This window comes from Pseudoalteromonas sp. P1-9 (assembly GCF_001399975.1).
Classification (GTDB): Bacteria; Pseudomonadota; Gammaproteobacteria; order Enterobacterales; family Alteromonadaceae; genus Pseudoalteromonas.
In genome coordinates this window covers 62,053-87,942 of the sequence record NZ_LKBD01000011.1, presented here as the reverse complement: position 1 = coordinate 87,942, position 25,890 = coordinate 62,053, and the positions used below count along the sequence as shown (strand labels likewise).

General features: G+C 40.6%; 27 protein-coding genes. 11 read left to right on the top strand and 16 right to left on the bottom strand.

The features are described from left to right. Positions 1-2 precede the first annotated feature (2 nt). Both AN214_RS09395 and AN214_RS09390 read right to left on the bottom strand, forming a co-directional pair. Complete coding sequence (locus tag AN214_RS09395; protein WP_054979494.1) at positions 3-311, bottom strand: PepSY domain-containing protein; 309 nt, start codon at positions 309-311, stop codon at positions 3-5. 68 nt (positions 312-379) lie between these two features. After that, positions 380-679 carry a YciI family protein gene (locus AN214_RS09390; RefSeq protein ID WP_054979493.1) on the bottom strand — a complete coding sequence of 100 codons (300 nt, stop codon included), beginning with the start codon at positions 677-679 and terminating at the stop codon, positions 380-382. A 149-nt stretch (positions 680-828) separates the two neighbouring features. On the opposite strand from AN214_RS09390, the gene AN214_RS09385 reads away from it, so the two are divergent. Both AN214_RS09385 and AN214_RS09380 read left to right on the top strand, forming a co-directional pair. Then, complete coding sequence (locus AN214_RS09385; RefSeq protein ID WP_054979492.1) at positions 829-2,265, top strand: sodium-dependent transporter; 1,437 nt, start codon at positions 829-831, stop codon at positions 2,263-2,265. A 150-nt stretch (positions 2,266-2,415) separates the two neighbouring features. Continuing rightward, positions 2,416-2,973, top strand: a complete 558-nt coding sequence (locus tag AN214_RS09380) for a hypothetical protein (RefSeq protein WP_054979491.1) — start codon at positions 2,416-2,418, stop codon at positions 2,971-2,973. 457 nt (positions 2,974-3,430) lie between these two features. Here the strand turns inward: AN214_RS09380 and AN214_RS09375 are convergent, their stop codons facing one another. From AN214_RS09375 to AN214_RS09325, 11 genes are all read right to left on the bottom strand, one after another. Then, positions 3,431-3,796, bottom strand: coding sequence for a hypothetical protein (locus tag AN214_RS09375; RefSeq protein ID WP_054979490.1), 366 nt, complete (start codon positions 3,794-3,796; stop codon positions 3,431-3,433). Between the two features lie 82 nt (positions 3,797-3,878). After that, positions 3,879-4,730 carry a DUF5677 domain-containing protein gene (locus AN214_RS09370; protein WP_054979489.1) on the bottom strand — a complete coding sequence of 284 codons (852 nt, stop codon included), beginning with the start codon at positions 4,728-4,730 and terminating at the stop codon, positions 3,879-3,881. A gap of 214 nt (positions 4,731-4,944) precedes the next feature. Then, a complete protein-coding gene (locus tag AN214_RS09365) occupies positions 4,945-5,184 on the bottom strand; it encodes a hypothetical protein (RefSeq protein ID WP_054979488.1) in 240 nt (79 codons plus the stop codon). A gap of 422 nt (positions 5,185-5,606) precedes the next feature. Continuing rightward, the gene (locus AN214_RS09360) at positions 5,607-6,185 is read right to left on the bottom strand and encodes an inner membrane-spanning protein YciB (RefSeq protein ID WP_054979487.1); all 579 of its coding nucleotides are present in this window, start codon (positions 6,183-6,185) and stop codon (positions 5,607-5,609) included. Between the two features lie 114 nt (positions 6,186-6,299). Then, positions 6,300-7,106 carry a tryptophan synthase subunit alpha gene (trpA, locus tag AN214_RS09355; RefSeq protein WP_054979486.1) on the bottom strand — a complete coding sequence of 269 codons (807 nt, stop codon included), beginning with the start codon at positions 7,104-7,106 and terminating at the stop codon, positions 6,300-6,302. Continuing rightward, the gene (gene trpB, locus AN214_RS09350; RefSeq protein WP_082428540.1) at positions 7,103-8,293 is read right to left on the bottom strand and encodes a tryptophan synthase subunit beta; all 1,191 of its coding nucleotides are present in this window, start codon (positions 8,291-8,293) and stop codon (positions 7,103-7,105) included. Before trpB ends, trpA begins: the two co-directional genes overlap by 4 nt. Before the next feature lies 1 nt (position 8,294). Next, positions 8,295-9,656, bottom strand: a complete 1,362-nt coding sequence (gene trpCF, locus AN214_RS09345; RefSeq protein WP_054979485.1) for a bifunctional indole-3-glycerol-phosphate synthase TrpC/phosphoribosylanthranilate isomerase TrpF — start codon at positions 9,654-9,656, stop codon at positions 8,295-8,297. Further along, positions 9,649-10,656, bottom strand: a complete 1,008-nt coding sequence (trpD, locus tag AN214_RS09340) for an anthranilate phosphoribosyltransferase (RefSeq protein ID WP_054979484.1) — start codon at positions 10,654-10,656, stop codon at positions 9,649-9,651. The genes trpCF and trpD overlap by 8 nt, the downstream gene beginning before the upstream one ends. Next, entirely contained in the window at positions 10,656-11,255 is a 600-nt protein-coding gene (locus tag AN214_RS09335; protein WP_054979483.1) for an aminodeoxychorismate/anthranilate synthase component II, read from the bottom strand. The genes trpD and AN214_RS09335 overlap by 1 nt, the downstream gene beginning before the upstream one ends. Further along, positions 11,255-12,838 (bottom strand): anthranilate synthase component 1, encoded by a 1,584-nt coding sequence (locus AN214_RS09330; protein WP_054979482.1) that lies wholly within the window; start codon positions 12,836-12,838, stop codon positions 11,255-11,257. The genes AN214_RS09335 and AN214_RS09330 overlap by 1 nt, the downstream gene beginning before the upstream one ends. A gap of 393 nt (positions 12,839-13,231) precedes the next feature. Continuing rightward, complete coding sequence (locus AN214_RS09325; protein ID WP_054979481.1) at positions 13,232-14,077, bottom strand: DMT family transporter; 846 nt, start codon at positions 14,075-14,077, stop codon at positions 13,232-13,234. Positions 14,078-14,233: 156 nt separating this feature from the next. Between AN214_RS09325 and rnm the strand changes: the two genes are divergently transcribed. From rnm to rluB, 5 genes are read left to right on the top strand one after another with little or no spacing between them, the layout of a single operon-like run. Further along, a complete protein-coding gene (gene rnm, locus AN214_RS09320) occupies positions 14,234-15,088 on the top strand; it encodes an RNase RNM (protein ID WP_054979480.1) in 855 nt (284 codons plus the stop codon). A 9-nt stretch (positions 15,089-15,097) separates the two neighbouring features. Beyond that, positions 15,098-15,718, top strand: a complete 621-nt coding sequence (locus tag AN214_RS09315; protein ID WP_054979479.1) for an L-threonylcarbamoyladenylate synthase — start codon at positions 15,098-15,100, stop codon at positions 15,716-15,718. A gap of 24 nt (positions 15,719-15,742) precedes the next feature. Next, complete coding sequence (locus tag AN214_RS09310; protein ID WP_054979478.1) at positions 15,743-16,537, top strand: ScpA family protein; 795 nt, start codon at positions 15,743-15,745, stop codon at positions 16,535-16,537. Between the two features lie 17 nt (positions 16,538-16,554). Further along, positions 16,555-17,133: an SMC-Scp complex subunit ScpB gene (gene scpB / locus AN214_RS09305; RefSeq protein WP_054979477.1), complete on the top strand. Its 579-nt coding sequence runs from the start codon at positions 16,555-16,557 to the stop codon at positions 17,131-17,133. 53 nt (positions 17,134-17,186) lie between these two features. After that, positions 17,187-18,062: a 23S rRNA pseudouridine(2605) synthase RluB gene (gene rluB, locus AN214_RS09300; protein ID WP_054979476.1), complete on the top strand. Its 876-nt coding sequence runs from the start codon at positions 17,187-17,189 to the stop codon at positions 18,060-18,062. A 77-nt stretch (positions 18,063-18,139) separates the two neighbouring features. Here rluB and bcp read toward each other — a convergent pair whose 3' ends face one another. Beyond that, positions 18,140-18,613: a thioredoxin-dependent thiol peroxidase gene (gene bcp, locus AN214_RS09295; RefSeq protein ID WP_054979475.1), complete on the bottom strand. Its 474-nt coding sequence runs from the start codon at positions 18,611-18,613 to the stop codon at positions 18,140-18,142. 11 nt (positions 18,614-18,624) lie between these two features. Continuing rightward, positions 18,625-19,158: a glycine cleavage system protein R gene (locus tag AN214_RS09290; RefSeq protein ID WP_010560331.1), complete on the bottom strand. Its 534-nt coding sequence runs from the start codon at positions 19,156-19,158 to the stop codon at positions 18,625-18,627. Between the two features lie 187 nt (positions 19,159-19,345). Here AN214_RS09290 and bamC point away from each other — a divergent pair, with 187 nt between their 5' ends. Together bamC and AN214_RS09280 are read left to right on the top strand one after the other, a co-directional pair. Continuing rightward, positions 19,346-20,476: an outer membrane protein assembly factor BamC gene (gene bamC, locus AN214_RS09285; protein ID WP_054979474.1), complete on the top strand. Its 1,131-nt coding sequence runs from the start codon at positions 19,346-19,348 to the stop codon at positions 20,474-20,476. A gap of 158 nt (positions 20,477-20,634) precedes the next feature. Then, positions 20,635-22,035 carry a YjiH family protein gene (locus AN214_RS09280; protein WP_054979473.1) on the top strand — a complete coding sequence of 467 codons (1,401 nt, stop codon included), beginning with the start codon at positions 20,635-20,637 and terminating at the stop codon, positions 22,033-22,035. Here AN214_RS09280 and AN214_RS09275 read toward each other — a convergent pair. Next, complete coding sequence (locus AN214_RS09275; protein WP_054979472.1) at positions 22,032-22,211, bottom strand: DUF2897 family protein; 180 nt, start codon at positions 22,209-22,211, stop codon at positions 22,032-22,034. The genes AN214_RS09280 and AN214_RS09275 overlap by 4 nt on opposite strands. Before the next feature lie 134 nt (positions 22,212-22,345). On the opposite strand from AN214_RS09275, the gene AN214_RS09270 reads away from it, so the two are divergent. Further along, positions 22,346-23,683 (top strand): ankyrin repeat domain-containing protein, encoded by a 1,338-nt coding sequence (locus AN214_RS09270; protein ID WP_054979471.1) that lies wholly within the window; start codon positions 22,346-22,348, stop codon positions 23,681-23,683. A gap of 165 nt (positions 23,684-23,848) precedes the next feature. Further along, positions 23,849-25,696, top strand: a complete 1,848-nt coding sequence (locus AN214_RS09265) for an aminotransferase class V-fold PLP-dependent enzyme (protein ID WP_054979470.1) — start codon at positions 23,849-23,851, stop codon at positions 25,694-25,696. Positions 25,697-25,890: the final 194 nt, after the last annotated feature.

Sequence of the window (25,890 nt, the reverse complement as noted above, 5' to 3'; positions counted from 1 at the left end):
TGTTATTGCTTTCCTTTTTTAACCTGGCCATTTGACTTATTTACTTTAAAATCAACAACCTTACCTTTTGGTTGTAACATTCTTACTTTGTAGTAATGGGTGTTCTCTTTCACGCTTAAAATCTTACCAGGGTAGGATTGCGACACTTTCTTGGCCGCTCTGCGCTTGGTTAAACCCAGAGTGTTAACATTTTTTAGCGCTTTATTCGCTGCCGCATTTTGTGAAGATGTTTTGACGTTTGAGCCATTTTCATTACTTGCATTGGCATTAAATAGCACTAAGCAACTGATCAGACTAATCAAATATTTCATACGTTAGCTCGCCACATTATGGAGTAAGTTAAATGTATAAAAAGTTCACTGAACTTACTCTGAATCAGTTACGGTAAAACTAGTTTAAACGGTTTAACAATTGATTCTTTGTAAATACCTGCTTCGATATAGGGATCGTTTGCAGCCCAGCTGCGCGCATCTTCTAATGAATCGAATTTAGCAATCACTAATGACCCCGTGAAACCTGCTTCGCCCGGATCGTCGCTGTCGATTGCTGGTAGTGGCCCGGCAGATAACAAACGTTCTTCTGCTTTTAACGCTTCTAAGCGTGCTAAGTGAGCAGGACGCGCTTCTTTTCGCATCGCTAAGCTGTTTTCAACATCTATTGAATAAATCATGTACCACATACAGCACCTGTTTGGTTATTTTATTGAATATAAAAATAATTCTATCAACAGAAAGGATAAAACTAAAAATCATTTTTCGCGAAAACTTGAAACAGTAGGTTTAACACTGATAGCATCCAAGGTTGAAAACAATAATACTAAGGTTCAGCATGAGTGCATCGCGAGAGCATTTTAGCTCCAAACTCGGATTTATTTTGGCCGCTGCAGGCAGTGCAGTAGGCATTGGAAACCTCGTTGGTTTCCCTGTATCGGCAACCAAAAATGGCGGTGGTGCATTTTTAGTTGTTTATGCATTGTTTGTAATTTTTGTTTGTTTACCAGTAATGATGGCCGAAATGGCTATGGGTCGTAGCGCGCAAAAAGACCCGCTTGGCGCGTACAATAAATTATCGGGTAACAGCAGTAAATGGCGATATCCGGGATTTTTAGCGGTACTTACGCCATTTATGATTGGCGTGTTTTACATGGTGATCACCGTGTGGATTTTTGGTTACCTTGTTCAGGCAGCCATTGGTAATTTAGATGCGCTTGCCGATCCCAGCAACTTTGGCCAGTTTATTAACCAAACCAGCGTGTTTTATTACATGGTAGGTGTAGGTGTGCTGGTTAATCTAATTCTACTTGGTGGTGTAAAGCAGGGCATTGAAAAAGCAGCAAAACTGCTTATGCCAGCGCTATTTGTGCTGCTAGTTGGCCTTGTTGCTTACGTACTGACATTAGATAACGCGATTGCTGGCCTTCGGTATTACGTTGTGCCTGATTTTAGCAAAGTGAACGCTAGCGTGTTAAACGGCGCACTGTCGCAAGCGTTTTTCTCACTATCGCTCGGTATGGGTATTTTAATGACTTACGCCTCATATATTTCAAAGAAAGAAAATATTGTAGGCAGTGCAAAAATGGTTGCAGTAACTGACTCATTGGTCGCATTTATTGCGGGTTTAATGGTTTTACCGGCTATTTTCAGCTTTAACCCAAACACCAATCCTGCGGAGTTATCTGACTCATCAGTTTCGATGATTTTTGTTTATTTACCAAAAATCTTCCTCGCGATGCAGCAAGATATCGGCTACGTAGGCGCAAGCGCGATCGCAGTAATCTTTTTCTTACTGGTATTTTTTGCAGCAATTACATCACTTGTGTCAATTATTGAAGTACCAACAGCGACCTTAATTGAAGAAAAGGGTGTTTCGCGTTTTAAAGCATTGCTATTACTTGCAGGTAGCATGGGTATTTTAACCATTTTATGTACCATGTCGTTTGGTATGAGTGAGTGGTTAAGCACTCTGTTTAATTATGGCGACCATGATCCTGCAACTACGAAGAGCCTATTTGATTTTATTTACGATGTGTTTTACGACACCATCTTACCGTTAAACGGCTTAATGGTGTGTTTGTTCGTAATGTACCGTTGGAAGAAAGCGAAGCTAACAGAAGAGCTTAGCCAAGGTGCACCAGACTATGCAGGCAGCTTTACTGAGAAGTATGTAAACTTCTCACTATCAACCTTTATTCCATTCATTTTGGCGCTGATTTTTATTAATACAGTTGCTAATAAGTTCTTTGCTTACAATTTATTAGGCTTCTAATACGATTTAAATAAAGACTTAAGTTAAAAGCGGAGCAATTGCTCCGCTTTTTTGTGTTTAATGGCAATATAAGGTGATGGAAGGGCGAACTTTAATCATCTTAAAAGGTAGAATAGTTAATAGAATTAGATAGTTAAACTAGGTTAGAAGATGGTCAAAATTAACAGTGAACAAAGTAAGCGTAGTGCGCAGTTTAAGTTTGTAGCGTACGCACTTTCTGTAATTATGATTGCCGGATGTTTAATTGCAACGAGCATGCAAGTGGCGCTAAATTGGCCATTGATTGTAATTTTTTCTCTATGTATTGTTGGCTTTTTAATAGCGTCACAATCAGCAAACAACCGCTTTTTGATGTTGGGTACAGCGCCTTTAATGCTCGATAGTAAGGTTGTTATGTTAGGCATCGAGACGAAAGGGCAAATAGTCATTAATCAGCCGCATTTTGAGAAGTTTAATACAGCGATACTTCAAATACTCGCCCCCGGTTATGAAAGCGGTTTAAATGAGATTTGGTCTGATACTTTACCATTAAAAATTGAGTTTGACGGCGATATCACTTTGCTTGATTTTAGCTTTACGCTACCCACACAAATTAAGCTTCATTCAGGTACTCGTTGTTATTTAAGAATAAGTTATGTAGAGAATATGCAAGAAGTAAAGCGTACTTATCGATTGAATGTGCGAGACCCGAAAGTAAGGATGTTGTAGTGGCGTGTTTCTTTCTTATGTATTGCCATTATTAATGATGCTTTTGAGTTGGTTAAGTTAGAGGGAAATGAGTTAAATCTCAGCTAATGTAAATTAATTAAGGTTGGTTGGTCGCGCTGGCGACGGCAGCCAAAAGATGAAAAGTAATCGAAACGAAGTTTCGCAGTGCTTTGAAATGAGGTCATGGATGACCGATGTAACCAAGCTTCATGGATGAATTTTAACGCCAATTTTAAAAACGCCGGCCCCCCCTTTGGATTCTCTCGACGCCCCAAAATCAAACTTATTCTTAAAAAAATAATTTAAATATGAACATAAACGCCATGAAGCAACGTCCATGTTGTACATGGCTTGCTCGACCGCTTCGCTCCCTGTCTCGCATTATTCATTTAAATAATGTTTTCAGGTTTGATTAAGGGGATACGAAAGAGCCCAAGCTGAGAGCTTTACTGCTAGTTTATTTAACGAGATTCAGATCACCATCTACAAAGCCAATAGCAAATGCTTTAGCTTGGGTTAATTTGACCGCATTGTTGAAATCTGAGTTAAGGTAATTTTGAGCCATATTTATAATATTTTGTACTGCAGCTTCCCATGAGTTACCGAATATGTCACTTGAAACCTCAATGTAACGAGATGTAGGCACCCAACCTTCATTACATGCCCAATCTTCATCTTCTACGTCGAATTCATTTGAGCCCAAGACTTCAATAATAAATGGTGACTCGTAAACATTAATGTTAAAAGCTATTACATCTGATGGGATTTCTTCGTTTAACTGGCTATCTAGCCAACTAAAAAAATCTGCTTCATGTTTTATCATGCTTCTAATTCTCTATTTTAACTAACGTCTTAATAAACGTAGAAAGAGTTAAAGCCAAAAGTTTTGCCTTCTTTTGAATAACTTAAGTTTCGTATTCCACTTTATTAAAATCATCAAAGGCTAGTTTTAATTCTGAAAAAAGAGGGGAATAAGACTCTCTAATACTTTTAGTAAAATCATACTTTTTATTGCATTTCTTGTGGAGAATCCAAGTCCTCATTTCTGCAAGAGTACAAAGATCAGAAATTGTTCGAGCAATATGAGCTAATTTAACAACCTCTTGTCGTTTACTATCACGTGTACAACGCTCCCATATCATTGCAACACCGTCACCATCTTTATGTATTAAATGGCTGCTCATTCCAAAGTTATAAGCAAGATGAATTAAAGAAGATAAACCACTATCTTTGGATTTATTAAATTCTTGAATAATTGTGCTAAATGACCACTTCTGTTCGAGTAACTTCCTTTGATGCTTATTTGTTCCTTCTCTAATAGTTTCTGTTTCCGAATCCGTTAATTTAATGTCTTGAAGGGATTTTGTTTTCTGAAAGAACTCAGCATCTACTTGATCTAATAAAGAGCTGACTCTATCACTTCTCTTTACAGAGGAATAACTAGGAAGTATGTCCCAATATTCATTTACTTTTTCAAGAACTTCATCGTCAGTACCTTGGAGCATAAATATGTATTTAACAACACCTTCAATAATCGACCTATTAATTATCTCAGCATCCCATTCCTGACCTTGCTGAAGAAGTAACAATGAACTCTCACTACTGAAATGACAAGAAAGATAAAGTTGGGTACTTACAAACCTCACTTTTGGATTTAAACCATCGTAATCTTTATCCAATAGAGGCTTGCATTGGTCAAAATGCTCCCCTATGAAATGACTTGCTAGTGCAGTCCAACGCTTTAATTTATGCTTCATACTTCCCTGAAATCGTCAATTTATTAGCGAGACCTTTTCAGGTAGGTGTTTATTAACCTTAGGCTTCGCGTTTGATCATTAAAAAACTCATCTTAAATCAGAGTGTAAGTTAAATAAACAAGTTATGTGCGGACTGTCGAGGGGGAATATATGTTAGCCATAGAAAAGGCGCTTTTTAGCGCCTTTTAAATATCTTGTAGAAAGTTATAGTCGTTTAATGCGGTGTGCAATCAAACTTTTCATTGGTGTAAAACGCGGCGTACGCGATGCCGCTTAGGGTAAAGTACATGGTAAGTACAAAGAGTAAAAAAGTGCCTACATTGAAGCCTGAATTATTAAATGCATTCATCATAAATACGGCAAAGCCAATACCAATCGGTAAACACAGTAATGTTTTAAATAGGTTCTCGTTTTTGATTTCGTATTCAGGTTCTTGTTGGTTATCTGTTTCCATTTAAGCCTCGACTAATATTATTGTTGTAACCACTTTAAGTGGCTGGATTTTAGTTTTCTTTGGGCCTGTTTATCTCGATATAGCTCCTTGAGAAAAACACAACAGGTCATTAAATGTTCAACTTAATACTAGAACGATTTAATAAATTTTCCTAATTATCAAAACATAATGGGTGATATTTGTAACGTTCGCTTTATATGAAGTGTAAGTAGAAAGTTCCTAAGCAATAAATAAGTTAACCAACCGGTATTTTGCTAGCTGATATTTACATGGTGAGGGATTGAAGCATTATTTGTGCAGCAGGGCTTAAGGCTGAGTAGCGTTCGGAGAGAATTAACTCTCGAACGGCAAAACACGGATTTACTAAAAAGGAGCGGTTATCGCTCCTCTTTATATTTAAATCACGTTAAGGCTTGTTACCGTTATTCGCTTTTTTGTTCTTCATCGTCAGGCAAATATTGATAAAGCATCACGATAGTGATGATTAGCGCAACGAAAGTGGCGGCGGTAATGCCGAACACTTTGAAGTTAACCCAAAAATCCAGTGAAAACGCATAGGCAACATAAATATTAACAGCTGCGATTAGGTATAAAAACGCGCTCCAAAATAAGTTTATCTTATCCCAAAGTGGCTCTGGCACTTCAATTTTCTGGCCCGTATCATTAGTTGAAGCCAAAATTGAGCCTAACATTTTAGCCATTAGGTTCTTTTTAAAGAAATAACGTGATGCTAATAAAATGGTCGCAAAGCCTGCATAAACCACGGTTGCTTTCCACTTAATAAACTGCTCATCTTGGAAAAGAATAGTGAGTGAGCCAAGACCAACCGCTAAAGCAAAGAGTACCCAATGTTTGGTAGCGACTTTTTTCTCGATAAAGAAGTAGTAGGCTATTTGCAGAACTGACGCACCAATAAGTACCGACGTTGCCCAAAAAATATCCATGGTTTTATAAAGAATGAAAAATAAGATCAGGGGAGCATATTCAAATAATGCGAGCATTGTTTACCTCTTAAATTATGCTGAATATTTACCTTACACCAGAGTTAATATGAAACACCAGAGTTTGGGTTTAAAAAAAGGGCGCTTGGCGCCCTTTGTGTTGTTTATATACAATTATTTTTGCGTTGCAGCTTTCATATTGCGTACAAAGCTTTCAAGCTCGCTTAGCATAGTTTCAGGTGATTCAAGATTATTCTCGATGATCTTAACCACAGCAGAGCCTGAAATGGCACCTGCAGCACCTGAGGCAATTGCTGCTTTTACATCTTCAGGTGTTGAAATACCAAAACCCAGAAGCGCAGGTGCTGCGTTAAAGTTTAATAACTTTTTGATCATTGAATCTGCTGGCATTTGTGCTTTGGTTTCGGTGCCCGTAACACCTGCGCGCGATAGCAAATAAGTATAACCACGGCCGTAAGATGCGCATTGGCGAAGTGTATCGTCATCGGCATTTGGTGTGGCAATAAAGATAGGCTCTATCTCTGCTTGCATTGCTGCTTGTCTAAACATTTTTGACATATGCAGCGGTACATCAGCAACTAAAATTGAATCTACGCCCACCTCTTTTGCTGTGCGATAGAACTTATCAATGCCTTGCGCTAACACTAGGTTTGAGTAAAGCAGTAAACCAATTGGAATATCTGCGTTGTACTCACGTACTTTGCGAATGATTTCAAAACTCTCAGCTGTGGTGATTTTATTTTCTAGCGCACGAATATTTGCCGCCTGAATCACTGGACCATCAGCGATTGGATCAGAGAATGCAATACCTAGCTCTAGCGCATCAGCACCGCCGTCAATTAAGCGTTTAATAATCTCAAAGCTTAACTCTTTGTTTGGGTCGCCAATGGTAACGAATGGCACAAACGCACCTTGATTAACTTCATTTAATGCGTGAAATGCTTGTTGATAGCGGCTCATAGTTTGCCTCCTTCATTTAACACGGTATGCACGTGTGCTAAATCTTTGTCACCACGGCCACTTAAATTAACCACAATAATGGTTTCTTCGTTTTGCTCTTCAGCTAATTTTAATGCATAAGCAAGGGCATGGCTTGATTCAAGAGCCGGAATAATCCCTTCGTTTTTCGCTAATAACTGGAACGCTTCAAGCGCTTCATCATCACTAATGCCAACGTATTGAGCACGGCCTGTTTCAGCAAGGTGTGCGTGTTGAGGGCCAACCGCTGGGTAATCTAGGCCTGCTGATACAGAGTAAGACTCTTCGATTTGGCCATTGTTATCTTGCATAATAAAAGTGTATGCACCGTGTAAAATGCCTTTAGTGCCTTTACAAATTGCTGCGCCATGCTCTTCTGTATCAAGGCCTTTACCTGCTGGCTCAACGCCAACCAGTTTTACACTTTCATCGCCAATAAAGTCATTAAACATACCAATAGCGTTAGAACCACCGCCAACACAGGCAATCACATAATCTGGTAGGCGGCCTTCTGTATCAAGCACTTGTTGTTTTGCTTCTTCACCAATCATTTTTTGGAAGTCGCGTACAAGTGTTGGGAATGGGTGCGGGCCTGCTGCTGTACCAAGTAAGTAGTGTGCGGTATCGTAGTTTGCTGACCAGTCGCGCATTGCTTCATTAACCGCATCTTTTAGTGTGCCAGAGCCTGCGGTAACAGGAATGACTTCTGCGCCCATTAGTTTCATTCTAAATACGTTTGGTTGCTGACGTTCTACGTCTTTTGCACCCATATAAACGCGGCATTTTAAGCCAAGGAGTGCGCAGGCTAGGGCGGTTGCTACACCGTGCTGACCAGCACCGGTTTCAGCAATGACTTCTTTTTTGCCCATACGTTTTGTGAGTAATGCCTGACCTAACACTTGGTTGGTTTTATGTGCGCCACCGTGCAGTAAATCTTCACGCTTAAGGTAAAGTTTTACTTTAGGGTTTTTCACTAAGTTGCGTGTAAGCGTTAGTGGCGTAGGGCGACCGGCATATTCATTAAGCAGCTTTTCAAACTCTGCATGAAAGCTAGGGTCGTTCTTTGCTTTATTAAATTCACTTTCAAGTTGTTTTAAGGCGGGTACCAGAAGCTCTGGTACGTACATGCCGCCAAAATCGCCGAAATAGGCTGGGTTATTATTTTCCACCTCAAGATTCCTTTATCTTAGAAAACACAGAATTAATTTGTTGATGACATTTTTTACCTGGGCTTGTTTCAATGCCTGAGTTTAAATCAAGGCCAATTGCTTGGGTTGCAAGCGCGTCTTGAATATTGTCGTTATTTAAGCCGCCTGCAAGCATGTAGTTGCGCTCGTTAATCAGCACATCCCAATTAAAGGGTTGCCCCGTACCACCGCTTTGATTACCCACTTTGGTATCAAATAAATAGCGATCAGCCCCTTGGCTCTTATGTTCAATCACATCGCTTACCGCAACGGCTTTCCATACTTGCACGCTTGCTGGCAGCGCCTTTTTAAGCGCAGCAATATACGTTTCGTCTTCATCGCCATGTAACTGTACTGCAACCAGTTTTAGCTCAACGGCAATATGTACGATGGTGTCAATCGTTTCGTTTACAAATACGCCAACAAAACCTAAATCGCAGCTATCGGCAATTGGTTTTGCACAGTCGATATCAACGTAACGCCGCGATTTTGCATAAAAAATTAGGCCACCAAATACGGCACCCGCATTATATGCGGCAATCGCATCTTCTGAGCGTGTTAAGCCACAAATTTTATTTTCACCTAAAATCAGCTTGCGGCAGGCTAAATCAAGGTTGCTTTCAGCCATCAATGAGCTGCCAACTAAAAAACCATTACACAATGATCTTAAGCGTTTTACATCAGCGTGGGTGTAAATACCTGACTCTGAAATAACCACTTTCCCTTCAGGGATTAACGTGCGAAGAGTTTCTGTAGTGGCAAGATCGGTGCTTAAATCACGCAGGTTGCGGTTATTAATACCAATAATCTCAGCGTCTAGTGCTAAAGCGCGGTGTACTTCGTCTTCATTACTCACTTCGGTCAAAATTGCCATATTGAGCGATTTTGCCACTTTAGCAAGCGCGGTGTACTGGTCATCATTAAGCACGCTTAGCATCAATAAAATTGCATCGCCTCCGTGCAGGCGTGCTAAATACACTTGGTATTCATCAATGAAAAAATCTTTACAAATAAGCGGTTGATTCACCAATGAGCGTACTTTAGTTAAGTAATCAAAACTGCCTTGAAAGTATTTCTCGTCAGTCAGTACGCTAATACACGCTGCGTAATGCTTGTAAGCACCGGTAATTTCGCCAAGGTTAAAATCATCACGAATAAGCCCTTTTGATGGCGAAGCTTTTTTACACTCTAAAATAAAGTTAGTACCAGGTTTTGCTAGTTCGCCGTAAAAATCACGCTCGCTTGGTACCACCTCATTAATAAAGCTTTCAAGTGGTTTATTGGCTTTTCGCGATTCAAGCTCAATGCGTTTATCGGCAACAATTTTTTCTAATACATTAGCCATGAGACACCTCAATAATACGTGATAAGTGTGAAAACGCTGCGCCACTTGCTAAATGGTTTTGTACCGCCTCTGTTGCGTCTTTAAGGTTGCTGTAGTCGCCTTGCATTACTAGCATTGCTGCTACATTTGCTGCAATTGCTGCATTGTGCGCAGGCTTGCCTTCACCTTTCAAAATCGCCAGGCTGGCTGACGCATTATATTCAGGCTCGCCACCTTCAATATCCGAAAGGGCATAGTTATCAAGGCCAAAATCTTGCGGCTGTAAGGTGTACTCGGTGATTTCGCCGTCTTTTAGCTCGGCAACTTTCGTTTCGCCGTGTAGGGCAATTTCATCGGTACCTGCGCCGTGTACTACCATAACACGCTCACAGCCAAGCAGTTTAAGTGTTTGTGCCATTGGTCGAAGTAATTCAGGGGTATAAACCCCCAGTAGCTGATGGCTTGGCTTTGCTGGGTTTGCCAGTGGTCCTAAAATATTAAATAACGTGCGTGTTTTAAGCGCGGTACGCACTGGCATCGCGTATTTCACACCTGCATGGTAAAGCGGTGCAAATAAAAAGGTAAAATGGGTTTTTGCAAGGCAGTTCTCTGCTTGTGCCACGCTCATATTAATATTGATGCCAAGGGCATTGAGTAAATCAGAAGAGCCTGATTTACTTGAAACACTGCGGTTGCCGTGTTTTACCATATTAACACCCATACTCGCGGCAACAATCGCTGCGGTAGTTGATACGTTAATTGAATTCGCACCATCACCGCCTGTACCACATGAGTCAAAGCTAATTTCACTTGGGTTAGTGAATGTCACGGCATTATCGCGCATCGCTTTGGCTGCACCTGCAATTTCGTTGTCGGTTTCGCCTTTAATTTTAAGTGCAGTCAACGCTGCGGCAAGCTCGATTTCGTTTACTTGACCTGTCATCACAAGATTAAAAAACTCGCTGCTTTGTTCAAACGTTAAATCTTGCTGTTCGATTAATAGATTAATCAGTGGTTGCATTATGCGCCCTCCACATTGGCTAAATACGCTAGGCTTTGCTTTAACAGCTGTGAGCCATTTGGCGTTAAAATTGATTCTGGGTGAAACTGAAACCCAATCACTTTATCTTGCTCTTGTATAATTGCCATAGGAATTGTGTCGTAGCTGGCAATGACATCAAGGCTTACTGGCACTTCGGTTGCCATGAGTGAATGGTAACGCGCCACTGGAATTTGCGAATTTAAGCCACTAAACACTGCATGATTGTTTAGCTCAATAAGTGATGATTTGCCATGCACGGTTTCACCTGCGTGACCAACAATACCACCATAACACTCAACAATTGCTTGATGACCTAAACAAATACCCAGCATAGGGTAGAGGCCTTTAGCTTTGTTGATTAGCTCAATTAAATTGCCCGCTTGTTTTGGCGTGCCAGGACCCGGTGAAAGCACTAACGTAACAGGGCAAGTTTCCTTTGCCATTTTGCTTAAAATGGTGTCGGCTGGCACATGATTACGATAAACCTCTAGTTCAAAGCCTAATTGCTCAAACTCATCTACCAAGTTGTAGCTAAATGAATCAAAATTATCGATAAAATAAATTTTTGCCTGCGCCATTAGGCTTCTCCTTGGTAGATAGACTTAATTGCACGAATAACCGCTTGTGCTTTTTGGCGTGTTTCGTTTGCTTCTAGTTGTGGCACTGAGTCATATACAACGCCTGCACCAGCTTGTACGTAAGCCATATTATCTTTAACAAAGGCACTACGAATAACAATACAGCTGTCCATGGCTCCATCACCTGTTAAATAACCCACAGCGCCGCCATAGCTGCCACGGCGTTTACCTTCGGTAATGCGCACCAGCTCTGCCGCTTTTACTTTTGGTGAGCCTACCAAGGTGCCCATATTCATACACGCTTGGTAGGCATGCAGAGCATCCAGCTCTGGCTTTAATTGACCCACCACACGCGATACTAAATGCATCACTTGCGAGTAGCGGTCAACTTTTAATAACTCTTTTACATAACGTGAGCCCGGTGTTGAAATACGGGCAATATCGTTACGTGCTAAATCAACCAGCATAATGTGCTCAGCGCGCTCTTTTTTATCATCGCGCAGATCGAGTTCAATCTTGCTATCAAGGTCAAAATTAATGCTGCCATCGGCATTTTTACCGCGGGCACGGGTACCAGCAATTGGATACACCTCTACTTGATTGGTGCTTTGGCAATATTTAAGCGCGGATTCAGGTGATGCACCAAATAACACAAAATTTTCGTCTTTCATGTAAAACATGTAAGGGCTTGGATTTTGTGTTTTAAGCTGGTGATATGCTGCAAGCGAGTCAGCGCATGGTAATGAAAAACAACGAGACGGTACGACTTGGAAAATATCGCCATCAACAATGTGTTTTTTAAGGGTTTCAACTTGCTGACAAAAGGTTGCGTCGTCAATATCTACACTTTCGCTTACATCACCCGGAAAGGTTGGGGCATTGTAAGCTGGTAAATCGTCGCATAGCTTATTAAGCGCTTCTAGCTTTTGACCTACTTCAAAACAGTTTGCGTGTGCGTCGGGGCCGCTAAATACATTGCCAATTAGTTCTGTGGTATTTGCTTGATGGTCGATAACTATCAGTGTTTCTGCAAGATAAAAAACAAAATCAGGGGTTGTGTTATCACCGTTTGGTACGTCTGGCAGTGACTCAAAGTTTGCAACCATATCGTAGGCAAAGGTGCCGCCTAAAAATACGGCAAAGTGAGACTCTGTGGTGCTTTCAATATTATTGACACATTGTCTTAATGCGGTAAATGCATTGTCTGCCACTAAGCGAGTGGCTTCATCCATTAAGCTAGTATCGCGTTTAAACATAACACGTAGGGTTGAATCTGTAAGTTCAACGTTGTGTTCTTTAAAAAAGCCAGCTAAATGGGGTAGTAGCTGTTTGCCGTTATTGCTTTTTGCGTCAAATGTTACCGTATCACCATTACATTCAATACGAATAGCAGCATCGGCTAAAATTAAACTTTTTACATTATCTTTAGAATCTATCTCCGCTGATTCTAACAATAAGCTATTAAAGTTAGTCGGGTTGTTACATACCGCGCTGTAAAGTGCTAGTGGACTTTCAATGTAGTCCCGCGCCAGCGAAATGCTGGTAACTTTACCGACCTCGGTTGATATATGACTAAATATCACGCCTCATTCCTTATACAAAAAAGCCCGCTTAGAAGGCGGGCTGAATAATAGACAAACAGAATCCTCCCGCGTTAATTACAGGAACCACCACCATTGGATTAGTTGTTTGTTATTACTCATTATTCACCTCAAATTAGACATAAAAAAACCCGCACATTGTGCGGGTTTTAAGAATAGTTTAGATACAATTATTCCCACCCGCGATTACGAGTGCCACCACCATACTGTTTTGATTTGTGAAGTTACTAATTGCATTTAAACGATTCCTAAAATGTTACAGCCATAGTAAACCCCAGATTGTATACATGAGTCAACACAAAACCGCCATTTTTTATAACTAATCGGATTTGTTAGTGTTTATTGGTTATAAGCAGTGTTTAAACAGTTATAAAGTCAGGGCTTTAGTGGCTTTTTACCAAGTACAACCAGCAAAATCCCGTTTAGAATAATAGCTCCAGAAATCGCGAGGCGTTCACTGATAGGTTCGGATAAAAACAAAAAACCACCAATACTGGCAATAATGGGCACCGATAGTTGCGATACAGCTGCTTGCACTGAAGTTAAGTGTTTTAGTGCAAAATACCAAATGGCATAACCAATACCTGACGTCACACTGCCAGCTATCACGGCGAGTAAAACCCCTGTGGTTGAGGCAGTAATTGAGTTGAGTGAAATCAGGCTTAGTAGCGATATAAAAGGTAAGGTGCGTATAAAATTAAAGGCTGTATCGGCAAGAGGGTTAGAAGACTTTCTACCAGCTAAGGTATAGCCCGCCCACGCCATACCCGAAATCATCATTAGCACAAAACCAATCAGCGAAGGTGATGAAATATCGGGTAGCACTAAGTAGCTAAAACCTATAAACGCAATTAGCGCGCCGCACCACTCGATAGGATAAATTTTGGTACCTGAAAAAAAGGTGTAAGCAAGCATGCTAAATTGCACCGATGAAAATAGCACAAGTGCACCAATAGCGGTTTCAAGTGAAATATAGGCATAGGAAAATGTCACGGCGTAAATAAACAAATAAACGGCGCCAAGCCATGAACCTTTGCCCGCTGTTTGTTTGTTTTTATGAAATAGGGCGTAAAGAATAAAAAGCGTTATCGCCCCGGAAAATAAACGAATTGAGGTGAAGCTTGCTGCGTCAATTTGCCCTTGCCCAAGGGCTATACGGCAAAGAATGGAGTTTCCTGCAAAGGCGAAAAGTGAAAGTAGGGTAATTAGCAGTATTTTCATAAATTAAAGCGCGCTGTTTATTATTAGTCGAGTTTAAACAGATAAAGACCCTTATTAGCAAATATTAATTCCCCAAATGAAAGCAAACAAATCAGCAAGAGTAATTAGCCACTGAATTTGGTATGATTACACGCAGTACAAACTAAAACCATATTTATGAAATTTGACCTACACAGCCATACATACTATTCCGATGGCAAGCTATCACCAGAAGACCTAGTTGAACGTGCCGTTGAAAAGGGCGTTGATATATTAGCGATTACCGATCACGATACCGTTAAGGCGCTGCCAATTGCACAGCAACATATCGACAAAAATGCGTTACCGCTAACACTTGTTAAGGGCATCGAGTTTTCAACCAAATGGGAAAGCTTTGAAATTCATATTGTTGGTTTAAACATTGATGTTGAAAATAGCACTTTGGCATGTTTGATTGCTGAGCAAACAGGGAAACGCGCAACACGCGCCGAAAAAATGGCTGAAAAGCTTGAGAAACGCGGGTTTGAAAACGTATTAGAACAAGCAAAAGCGTTAGCCAACAAAGGCCAGCTTACCCGTGCTCATTTTGCACAAGTAATTCAAACACAAGGGGCTGCTAAAACCTTACAAGGTGTGTTTAAAAAGTTCCTTGTGCGCGGTAAACCGGGTTATGTAACCAGCGAATGGTGTGATATTGCAACTGCTGTTAAGGCAATTAAAGCAGCAGGTGGTCAAGCGGTATTAGCGCACCCAAGTCGTTATAAGCTTTCTAATAAATGGTTGCGCCGTTTGCTTGAAGAATTTAAACATGCTGGTGGCGATGGCATTGAAGTGGCGCTGCCACAACAAGCGCCGAGTGACCGTCAGTTTTTAGCACAGCTCGCAGACGAATATCAGCTGCTTTCGTCGCAAGGTTCTGATTTTCATTTTGCAACCAACTGGTTAGAACTTGGAAAGAACTTATACTTACCTAAAGCCAGTGTGCCAATTTGGCAGGATTGGGCGATTGCCAAAGAACAAGAATTAAATTAAGGATATCCAATGAGTCAATTTTTTCATATTCATCCAGAAAACCCACAGGCGCGTTTAGTGCGTCAAGCGGTTGATATGATCCAGCAAGGCAAGGTAATTGTGTTTCCAACGGATTCAGGTTATGCAATCGGCTGTAGCATAGGCAATAAAAATGCAATGGAGCGTATAGCCCGTATTCGTGGCTTAGAAAAACACCATAATTTTACCCTTGTTTGCCGTGATTTATCGGAACTTGCCACTTACGCTCGTGTAGATAACAGTTTGTTTCGGTTAATTAAAAATAATACGCCAGGGCAATACACCTTTATTTTTAAAGGTACTAAAGAAGTGCCACGTCGCTTGCTTAATGAGAAAAAGAAAACCATTGGTATTCGCGTGCCTGATCACATCATTACCCAAGCGATTTTGGCAGAGTTGGGTGAGCCATTAATGTCTTGTTCGTTAATTCTACCTGGAGAGCAATTTGCCGAGGCGGATCCTGAAGAAATTCGTTTTCAATTAGAAAAACAAGTGGATTTGATTATTCACGGTGGCTATTTGTCTGAGCAGCCAACAACTGTTGTTGATTTCTCGGAAGATTCGGTTGAGATTATTCGCGTTGGTGCAGGTGACCCAGCACCATTTGAATAAGTATCCAGAGTTCAAACAACGGCCATGAGCGAAATGCAGCAGCAAAAGTTACCGCTTGGTTTTTTACATGGCAAAGCGGTAACCGATAAACCTGAAGATCTTTATATTCCGCCAGACGCACTTGAAGTGGCACTGGAAGCATTTGAAGGTCCGCTAGACTTATTGCTATATCTAATTAAAAAGCACAAACTCGATATTCTTGATGTCTCGATTGCCAAGATCACTGGGCAATACATGCAATATGTTGAGATGATGAAAGAGTTTAAGCTTGAGCTTGCCGCTGAATACTTAGTGATGGCGGCGTTACTTGCGCAAATTAAATCTCGCTTATTATTACCGGTACATAAAGAGCTGGAAGAGGAGGAAGATGATCCTCGGGCACTGCTTATTAAGCGTTTACAAGAATACGAACAATTTAGAAAAGCTGCCGAAAACCTAGATGCTTTACCACGAGTAGAACGCGATATTCATATTGCCCATGCGCTGTTAGATGAAACGCAGTCGCAAGATATTGAACTGCCTGAACTCTGTGTGAAAGAGCTACTTCTGGCACTTAGTGATGTCATGGCACGAGCGCAAACTTTAACCCATCACCAAGTCAGTGCGGAAGTGCTTTCAACCCGCGCACGGATGTCACATATTTTATCGCTATTAACTGAAAACGATGGGTTTTTGCCATTCTCACAGGCGTTTGAACACGTTGAAGGTAAAGCGGCTGTAGTGGTGAGTTTTATCGCCATTTTAGAGCTGGTGAAGGAAAGCTTGATTGTGGTTCAGCAAAGCGATATAAACTCGCTCATCTACCTTAAACTAAAATAAATAACGAAATAGGTATTATGGCGAAGCGACTTTCTGATGAACAGTTAATTGAATTGATTGAAGCGGCAATTTTTGTTGCGAATACGCCATTAACCAAAGACAAGCTGCGAGACACCGTATTAAGTGACTTTTCTATTTCCCTAAAGCGTATTCAAAGCGCTATTGATGCCATTATGGCGCACTACGCGACGCGCGGTGTGCGTTTAGTAAAAGTTGGGTCAGGCTATCGGTTTCAAGCATGCAGTAGTTTATCGCCGTGGCTTAATAAACTATGGCAAGAAAAAGCCCCTAAATATTCTCGTGCATTTTTAGAAACATTGAGTTTAATTGCGTATCGTCAGCCAATTACCCGTGGTGAAATCGAGCAAGTGCGCGGCGTTACCGTAAGCAGTCAAACCATCAAAACCATGCTTGAGCACAATTGGGTAAAAGTGGTTGGTTATAAAGAAGTACCGGGCAAACCGGCACTTTATGGCACCACCAAACAATTCTTAGATCACTTCTCATTGTCTTCATTGAATGAATTACCGCCATTACCAGTAGCACAAGACGAAAAAATCTCACAAATCCTCAGTGAGCCTGCGCAACTTGATTAGCTCTGTGCTAGAATAGCCAACAATTCCTAGCTGCGAAGTTACATGAGAAAATAATGAGCGAAAAGTTACAAAAAGTATTAGCACGTGCTGGTAAAGGTTCACGTCGTGAATGTGAAAAATTTATTGAATCGGGTCGTGTTAGTATTGATGGCAAAGTTGCCCGTTTAGGTGACCGTGTCGAACCAACACAGCGTATCCGTCTTGACGGACATGTTGTTAAAGTTGAGGCGTCAAACGAACGTGTTTGTCGTATTTTAATGTACCACAAGCCTGAAGGTGAGCTGTGTACACGTAAAGATCCTGAAGGTCGCCGCACCGTATTCGACCGTTTACCTCCGCTTGAAAATGACCGCTGGATTGCCATTGGTCGTTTAGATATCAATACCTCAGGCTTACTACTGTTTACCAATGATGGTGAACTTGCCAACCGTTTAATGCACCCAAGTTATGAAGTGGAACGTGAATACGCAGTACGTGTATTTGGTGAGGTAACGGATCAGACGCTGAAAAATTTAACAAATGGCGTTGAGTTAGACGATGGCTTTGCCAAGTTCTTATCGGTAGTGCCGCAAGGCGGAAGCGGTTTAAATAACTGGTTTAACGTTACTTTAACTGAAGGCCGTAACCGAGAAGTACGTCGTCTATGGCAATCACAAGAAGTAGAAGTTTCACGCCTAATTCGTGTGCGCTACGGTGACTTATTACTGAATAAACGTTTACCGCAAGGTGGTTGGGAAGAGCTAAACCTAAAAGATGTAAACTATTTACGTCAAACGGTTGGAATGCGCCGCGAAACCGAAACCAAACTATCGGTAATGCCTGAGAAGCGTAAAGATCGCCGCGCTAAGATTAACAAAATCCGTAAAGCGGTTAAAAAGCATAATCAGCGTGTGACGCCGGGCAATAAACGCCGTGCACCAAAAAAGTAATTCGGTGCGTAACTGAATTGTAGATATAAAAAAAAGCGCCAATTGGCGCTTTTTTTAATTAAGAATGTTTTTCTTAATTAAGCATTTTCTTTTAAGTAATCAATAACCACTTGGTGGTGATCTTTGGTTTTAAACTTATTAAAGAAATGTTCAATTGTACCATCTTGGCCAATCAGGAAAGATAAACGGTGAATGCCGTCATACTCTTTACCCATAAACTTTTTTAAACCCCACACACCAAATGCATCGGCAATGGCGTGGTCTTCGTCTGATAACAGTGGGAAGTTAAGCTCTTTTTTGGTTTCGAAGTTTTTAAGGCGTTTTACCGGATCTGGGCTAATGCCAACCGCAACGGTATTAAGCGCTGCAAGTTCAGCTTTATGATCGCGCAGATTTTCAGCTTGTACGGTACAGCCCGGTGTGGAAGCTTTTGGGTAAAAATAAACAAGTACTTTGTTTTCTTTTAATAACTCTGCAAGTTCCACTGTGTCACCGTTTTGATCGGCAAGTGAGAATAGCGGTGCTTTATCGCCAGTTTGAAGCGTATTCATATTATAATTTCCTATCGAATCCGTTTTAAAATGTGTTCTACGTTAGACTTTGAAAAAATGATCTCAAGTTGATGTTTAAATTCAGCTTCATCCACGTCACGCGAGAAATTAATGTCAATTTCAGAGCGCATTACCACATCACCATCTTGTTCAACACTATCGGATTTAAGCGCTGCAATATTTACTTGGTAGTCAGCCATTAATTGCGTCACTTTGCTTAGTGTGCCTGGCGTATCAGGGCCGTGGTAGGTTAGTTTATAACCTGCTTTATACTGTTTTTCTTGATGTTGGCTGGTGCGTTTCATCATGGTTAATAAACCAAGTTCAACGCTTTTTGTCGGAATATTATATTCAACACGACTAATGGCAGAAATATCGCCTTCAAGCAACATTATAAAGGTGAATTCATTACCTAAAATGGCAATGCGGCTATCAATAATATTGCAATTAGTTTCACTTACTAGCTTGGTAAGCTCACTCACTATGCCGGGGCGATCTTCGCCGATGGCAGTAACAACAAGTTGATTTCCAGTGTTTAACGTCATTTTTAGTCTCAATGGGTTAATAACGTGGCCGCGAATTTTAGCAAATTTAAATGGGTTCAACCATGTAAATATATGATGTGGTGAAAATTATAGCGAATTGTTAAGAATAAATTAAAGATAGGGTGGTGGTTTCTTGTGTTTGGCCCTTAGTAAAAGTAACATAGGCGGCAATTTTGAGAATAATATTATGAACCAAACAGTGTGTGCTGCGTCAAATCAAGCAAATAATAAAGAGCACACCAAGGAGAAATTTGTGCAGTATTGGATCCGAAATTCATTGGTTGTCGCTATCTCAATGGCGATTACTGCTTGTTCTGTTTTCACCAATGATTCGCATCATAAACGCAATTACCGTGTTAATGATGAACTTAAAGTGCCTGGTAACCTGACAAAACCATACAAAGATCCTGCCTACGATCTGGAGTCGGCACAATATACATCAGCTGAAGAAAGTGCGTTATATCTGGTAAAAGCTCCGGCTCAAGTACTTACTTTTGCACAAGGTTCATGGATTAACGAAGGTGATAAAGAGTCGCGCATTTTCTTCGATAAAAACGAAGGTATTCAAGATTTAGAAAGTTTTATTTGGCAAGCGATTGACGATTTATTTGTTGAGCGCCAAGTAACTACAGAAAATAAAGCTGACAATTTCGTAGTGACTAACTGGCATACAATTGAAGAACCAATTGATGTTTGGTGGTGGGAAGAAGAGCGCGAGCTAAGCCGTCAAAAATTTAAGTTTATAGTTGAAACTGAAGAGCATAAACGTACTGCATCGGTAAAGGTTGAATTAGTTGATTTTGAATCAAAATATGACGAGTTGACAGCGGTACTGCAGCAGCGTTTAGAAGTGGCGGCGCTAAATGAGTTTATTGGTCAGTTTGATTTTAACTACCGACAGTTAATGGTTGAATTAAACAAAGCACGCGGCATTGTATCGCTGCAAATGGGCTTTGATGACAAAGGTAATGCAGCGTTTGTAACTGAGCAAAAAGCACGTGCTATTTTTGAGCGCTTCCCAAGCTTCTTAGAGCGCGTTGGTTTCAATATTGATGAAATCGAGCAATCTCGTAACTTAATTTTCGCCACGTACGAAACACCAGACGAAAGTGTTTGGGATTCAATTTGGGGTGATGACGTTCGTAAACTGCCACTTGAAGCAGGTCAGTATCAATTATTAGTTGCTGAAACGAACACCGGTGGCACATCAATTACTTGGCTTGATGCTGAGGGTGAAACATTAGAGCCGGGCACGTTAAGCGATACACTACAAGTTATTTTAGCCATGCTAAAAGAGCGTGGTGTAACCGTTCAATAATTTATAAAATTGGATTAGCAAAAAAGAGCCTTCGGCTCTTTTTTGCTTTTAAACGATAGAAAAGTAGCGATTAAAATAGCAATTTAGTAAATGGTTATGCACTTTGTTGGCAAAGATATGCAGATCAATTTACCGCTATCACTTTAAAGGTAACAAATATGAGTTTGGAAGCTAATCAATCGACTGCACCACGCAGTAATTTTGCGACCATAATGATTTTCCTTATTCCGTCATTAATAGGCGTGTTTTTATTTATGACACCGATTAATTATGGGGGCGAATTCACTATCCCTATAGCGATATTGGCTAAGGAATTAAAAGGCGCGTTAGCACACTCAATTACGCTTATTGTGACATCGGTGATTGTGTCAATGGCAGTAATATCCGGCTTAGCTACGCTATTTAAACCAAAGTTTTTAAAAGCGGGTAGCTTTGTCCGTCACTTACTGATTGTTAGCCCGATTTGGCTTGTGGCACGTACATTAGGCGCTATTTTTGTGCTAATGGCGTACTTAAAAGTCGGGACGTTTTCGATTGGTGATACCAAAATTGAAATTCACTCAGACGCAGTTGGTGGCTTGGTACTGCACGAGTTGATGCCAATTCTATTTTCGGTGTTTATTTTAGCTGGTTTATTACTGCCTTTATTGCTTAATTTCGGTTTGCTTGAATTAGTCGGTACGTTACTGACTAAAGTAATGCGTCCACTTTTTGGTGTACCGGGTCGCAGTGCCGTTAACTGTGTTGCCTCTTGGTTAGGTGACGGCAGTGTGGGTATTTTAATGACTGCTAAGCAGTATGAAGAAAAACATTATACACAGCGTGAAGCTGCGATTATTGGCACAACATTCTCGGCAGTTTCAATAACCTTTTGTTTGGTGGTTATTGGCCAAGTAAAATTGGCGCATTTATTTGCACCGTTTTACCTTACTGTGTGTATGGCGGGTATTGCCGCTGCACTGATTGTTCCGCGCTTGCCACCACTTAGATTCAAAAAAGACATTTACATTGATGGTGAAGAAGTAAAAGGTAATCCCGAGGCATTACCTGAAGGGAAAACCTTGTTTAAACATTCACTTGATGTAGCACTTGATAAAGCACGTCATGCGCAAACAATTAAAGAAACGCTTATCGATGGTTTAAAAAATGCCGTTGATATGGTGTTTGCGGTACTGCCAGTAGTTATGGCAATCGGTACGATTGCACTAGTAATCGCTGAATATACGCCAGTATTTCAATGGTTAGGCACACCGTTTATTCCTCTGTTTGAACTGATGCAAATTCCGGAAGCTGAGAAGGCTGCGCAGACTGTGGTTGTAGGTTTTGCCGATATGTTTATTCCATCAATTTTGGCGGCGCAAAATATAAACAGTGAACTTACGCGTTTTGTGGTTGCGGCAATGAGTGTAACCCAGTTGATTTACATGTCTGAAGTGGGTGCACTGTTACTAGGTAGCAAAATTCCAGTAAATATCTTTGAGTTATTTATGATTTTTGTTTTGCGTACATTAGTAACGCTACCGGTAATTGCCTTAATGGGACATTGGTTAGTAGGCTAATTTTCGTGATCTTTTTCGGCTCGCTGTTTTTCTTCTAATGAGCGGCGAGCTTTTTCTATCGGATCTTGATTAAAGTTTTTCATATCCATTTTTGCGGAATGCTTTAGTAATGCGATATTGCTCCAAATCACGCCAAGCACAATTGCGATTATTAAGATTGTGGCCCAGATGCTCATAGATTTGCCTAAAAGTTGTGAATTTCTTTAATTTTAACCCAGTAAATGGAACTTAATAAGTTCTTTTTCATCAATTAAATAGTTGTTACTATTAGCGCGTTTCGCGTAATTACATTTTATTCTGGAGCACTGCGTTGTCACTTGAGCGAGTATTAGTTTGGCCTGAGGCTTATCCACTTTTATTAAAAGGTTTGTTAGAGCAAAATGGCGCATTTATTTTGGATGCCCTAGAAGCTTGGCCGAAATGCGAAGAGACCAAAGACGCGCAAGGGATCAGCACCAGCGTGCTACCGCCACTGTATTATTTATTGTGGCTAAAGCCGGCAGAGCCATTTGAGCAATGTTTCTATCAGCATATATTTGAATACGATGATAATGCTCAGCAGTATATTGAATCGGCTATTGCGCATTTACATCAGCAACTCAATAGCAAAGAAGCAATAAGCGAACTCATGTTATCACGAATCGACCAATACGCAGCGATTGGCAATCAGGTTGCAATGCAAAGTGAGCTAACACTTACCTCACTGTGTATGCACTTGCGTTTCTTTAAGTTGTTTCAGCAGTTTTTAAACCTCGGCATGCCGTTATCACACGACGATGTGTTAGCGATTTGGGCGGATGATGATTTTCGTGAAGTTGCCTTACCCTTTATTAAAAGTAATGTAACTGGTGATACTAACCTTTTGGCAGAAGAAATCGCCGATAGATTGCGTCAAGGCGAAGACTTTTTTGATTTGTTACTTGCACTTTCTGATGGTGAAGTTGATAACCGTTTGTTAGAGCGAGCGTTGCTATCTCATATTTCACAGCCCGACGCTAAACAAAGTTTATGTATGCGCTTTATCGAGCAGGGTGCAAAAGGGCAGATCACCGATGAAGATGGTTTAACCGCCTTAATTTGGTCAGCAAAGCAAGGCTTTGCGAACGTATTTGATGCGTTGCTGAGTAAAGAGCGCGCAGGCGAATGCGATTTAAAAGGCAATAACTTGCTGCATTTTGCGGTGCGAGCGCGCAGCTTGGATATTATCAGTAAAGCGCTTAATGGTGGCGTAAATTATCACCAAAAAGACAGCGATGGCCTTACACCATATCGCTTAGCGGTTGAATTAGAGCTACCTGAAGTGATAAAGCACTTCGAACACAAGTTTGGTATTAAAGAGTTGAGTGAAGCAGGGCAATTAAAACTGATCCAGCATGTGCATTTTTTACATGCATTAGTGTGTTTTATTTTGCCGTTACAGATTTTTCTGATTTTTTCAGACTCAATTACTATTAAAACAGAAATCAGCATTGCGACAACGCTAGTGTCACTCGGTGCATTTGCTTTTGCCTTGTCATTAAAGCGTAGCAACTTATACCCAAATATTAAGCACCCGTTTGCACTCACGCTTATTCGCATATTGTCGCCAATATCACTCATATTAGCGTTGTTACTGCTATTGGTGATCTTAACAACTGTGCTCAGCTAAGCTGTTTCTAATAATTATAAAAGGCCACTTACACAGTGGCCTTTTTTTGTTTGTGGTAAAAGCTTTATAAAAAGCCGTTAGGTCAAAACGAAATGTTATTAGCCTTTCTGATGGATATTTGAAACAATGTTATAAGATATTCCATAAAGTAATAAAGCAGTAACCATGAGCCAATCTTTAATTTATTTAGACGCCAATGCAACAACACCGGTTTATAGTGAAATCGCAAAAGAAGTGATGCACTGTATGGAAGTGGAGTTTGGTAACCCGTCGTCATCACACATTACTGGGTTAAAAGCCAAGCGTTTAATGGAAGACACACGCCAATTAGGCAAACAATTAATTGGCACTGAAAAGGGAAGGTTGCTATTTACCTCGGGTGCAACAGAGGGGATCCAAACGTCGGTTGTATCTGCATTGGTCGCTGCAAAAAATCACACTATCGAAAAGCCAGTATTGCTTTATGGCGCAACAGAGCACAAAGCCGTGCCAAATACGCTAAAGCATTGGAATGAGTTACTTGAAATTAACGCTGAAATATTAGCAATTCCAGTTGATAAAAAAGGCTTGCTTGATCATCAGTTTATCGCAGAGCACAGCAAAAATGCTCTGCTAATTTGTACCATGATAGTAAACAATGAAACAGGTGCAACACAAGACATTGCATCATTAGATAAAGTGATCCGTGATAACAATCCAAATGTGTTTTGGATGGTGGATTGTGTACAAGGCTTAGGTAAACAAAAATTGAATCTTGACCAAACAAGCATCAATTATGCACCGTTTTCTGGCCACAAGCTGTATGCACCTAAAGGTATTGGCTTTTTGTATTTAAGTGAAGATGCACCACTGACACCTTTTATTGCAGGTGGTGGGCAAGAAAGTGGCGCGCGTTCTGGTACCGAGAATTTGCCGGGCATAGCAGGTTTAAAAAAGTTATTTGAATTAATGCAAAAGGGTGAAGCAAGCCCGTTTAAATCGGCAGATGTGTTGGCGAGTTACCGTGATAAGTTAGCAAAAGCATTGTCGCATACATTTGATGAAATCGTTTTTAATAACGACTTTTCAGTATCGGTTCCAACCACAATTAACTTTAGTGTTGCTAACATTGCAGGCAGCGAAGTAATGAATTTATTTGATGCTGCTGGCATTCGAGTGAGTGCAGGCTCTGCTTGTAGCTCAGGTGCTGCCAGTAGCTTTGTACTCGATGCGATGAATCTAGCACCGTGGCAAAGTGAGAACGCAATTCGCCTATCGTTTGGCCCAATGGCAAGTGAAGATGAAATTAACAGTGCGTGTGAGCGCATTATGGCGCTTAAAGATAAGCTTGCAAATGCATGTATGTTAACGAGTTATACTAAAGAAACACCGTGTGCGGTCGGTATTAATCAATATGTGGTCGATGGCAACATAATGTACCTTATTGTCAATCAATCACTTGATACTTTGCTGATTAACCCTATCTTTTCTGAGATAAACAAGGTTAAACGTTTAGCAACTAAGCAAGGGTTGAAGATCACCCATATTATTAGTGATAAATCGGACTACGCAGATGTATTTTTAGACAGTCAATATGTTGATTTAGCTACAGATAAAGCAATGCCTGAGTTTTACGTTGAACTGTGCGAACGCGCAGTTCTATTTACTCACCAAGGTAGTCAGTTAGAGCTTGCATTAACATTAAACGCGCCTAACGCCGTTACTGAAATAAACAGTACAGAGCTTAAAGCACAATTAGCCGCTAATAAATTGGATGGCATCATTGATATTCGCGAGCATTATGAACATCAAGAAGGTGAGCTAAGCGACTATCTAAAGATCCCACGCGATATGGTGACGAATATTCCAAGTCACCGTTTGCTAAATGAGTTTGCTTCAGGGCAGCTGGTAAAAGACAAACATTATGTGTTGGTGTGTCGCAGTGGTCGTCGTTCGAAAGCCTGTTGTGAGCTACTTACTAGCCTTAACTTTACTAAGTTAAATAATCTTTCTGGTGGTGTTGCCTTTATTTAGTGGTAGATAACAGAACGAATACAAGTCAGTTAAATAGCAGGTTTTTTGAGCGGGTTAAATTGAATGCTAACAGTGTTTGAATTTATCAATGTAAAACAACGGCATAAAAAAAATTTTGCTCTGTGATTATTTATTTACCGGCACAAACTCTGACTACATTCTTAACAGAACTGGTATAAAAAAAGCAGCTTAAA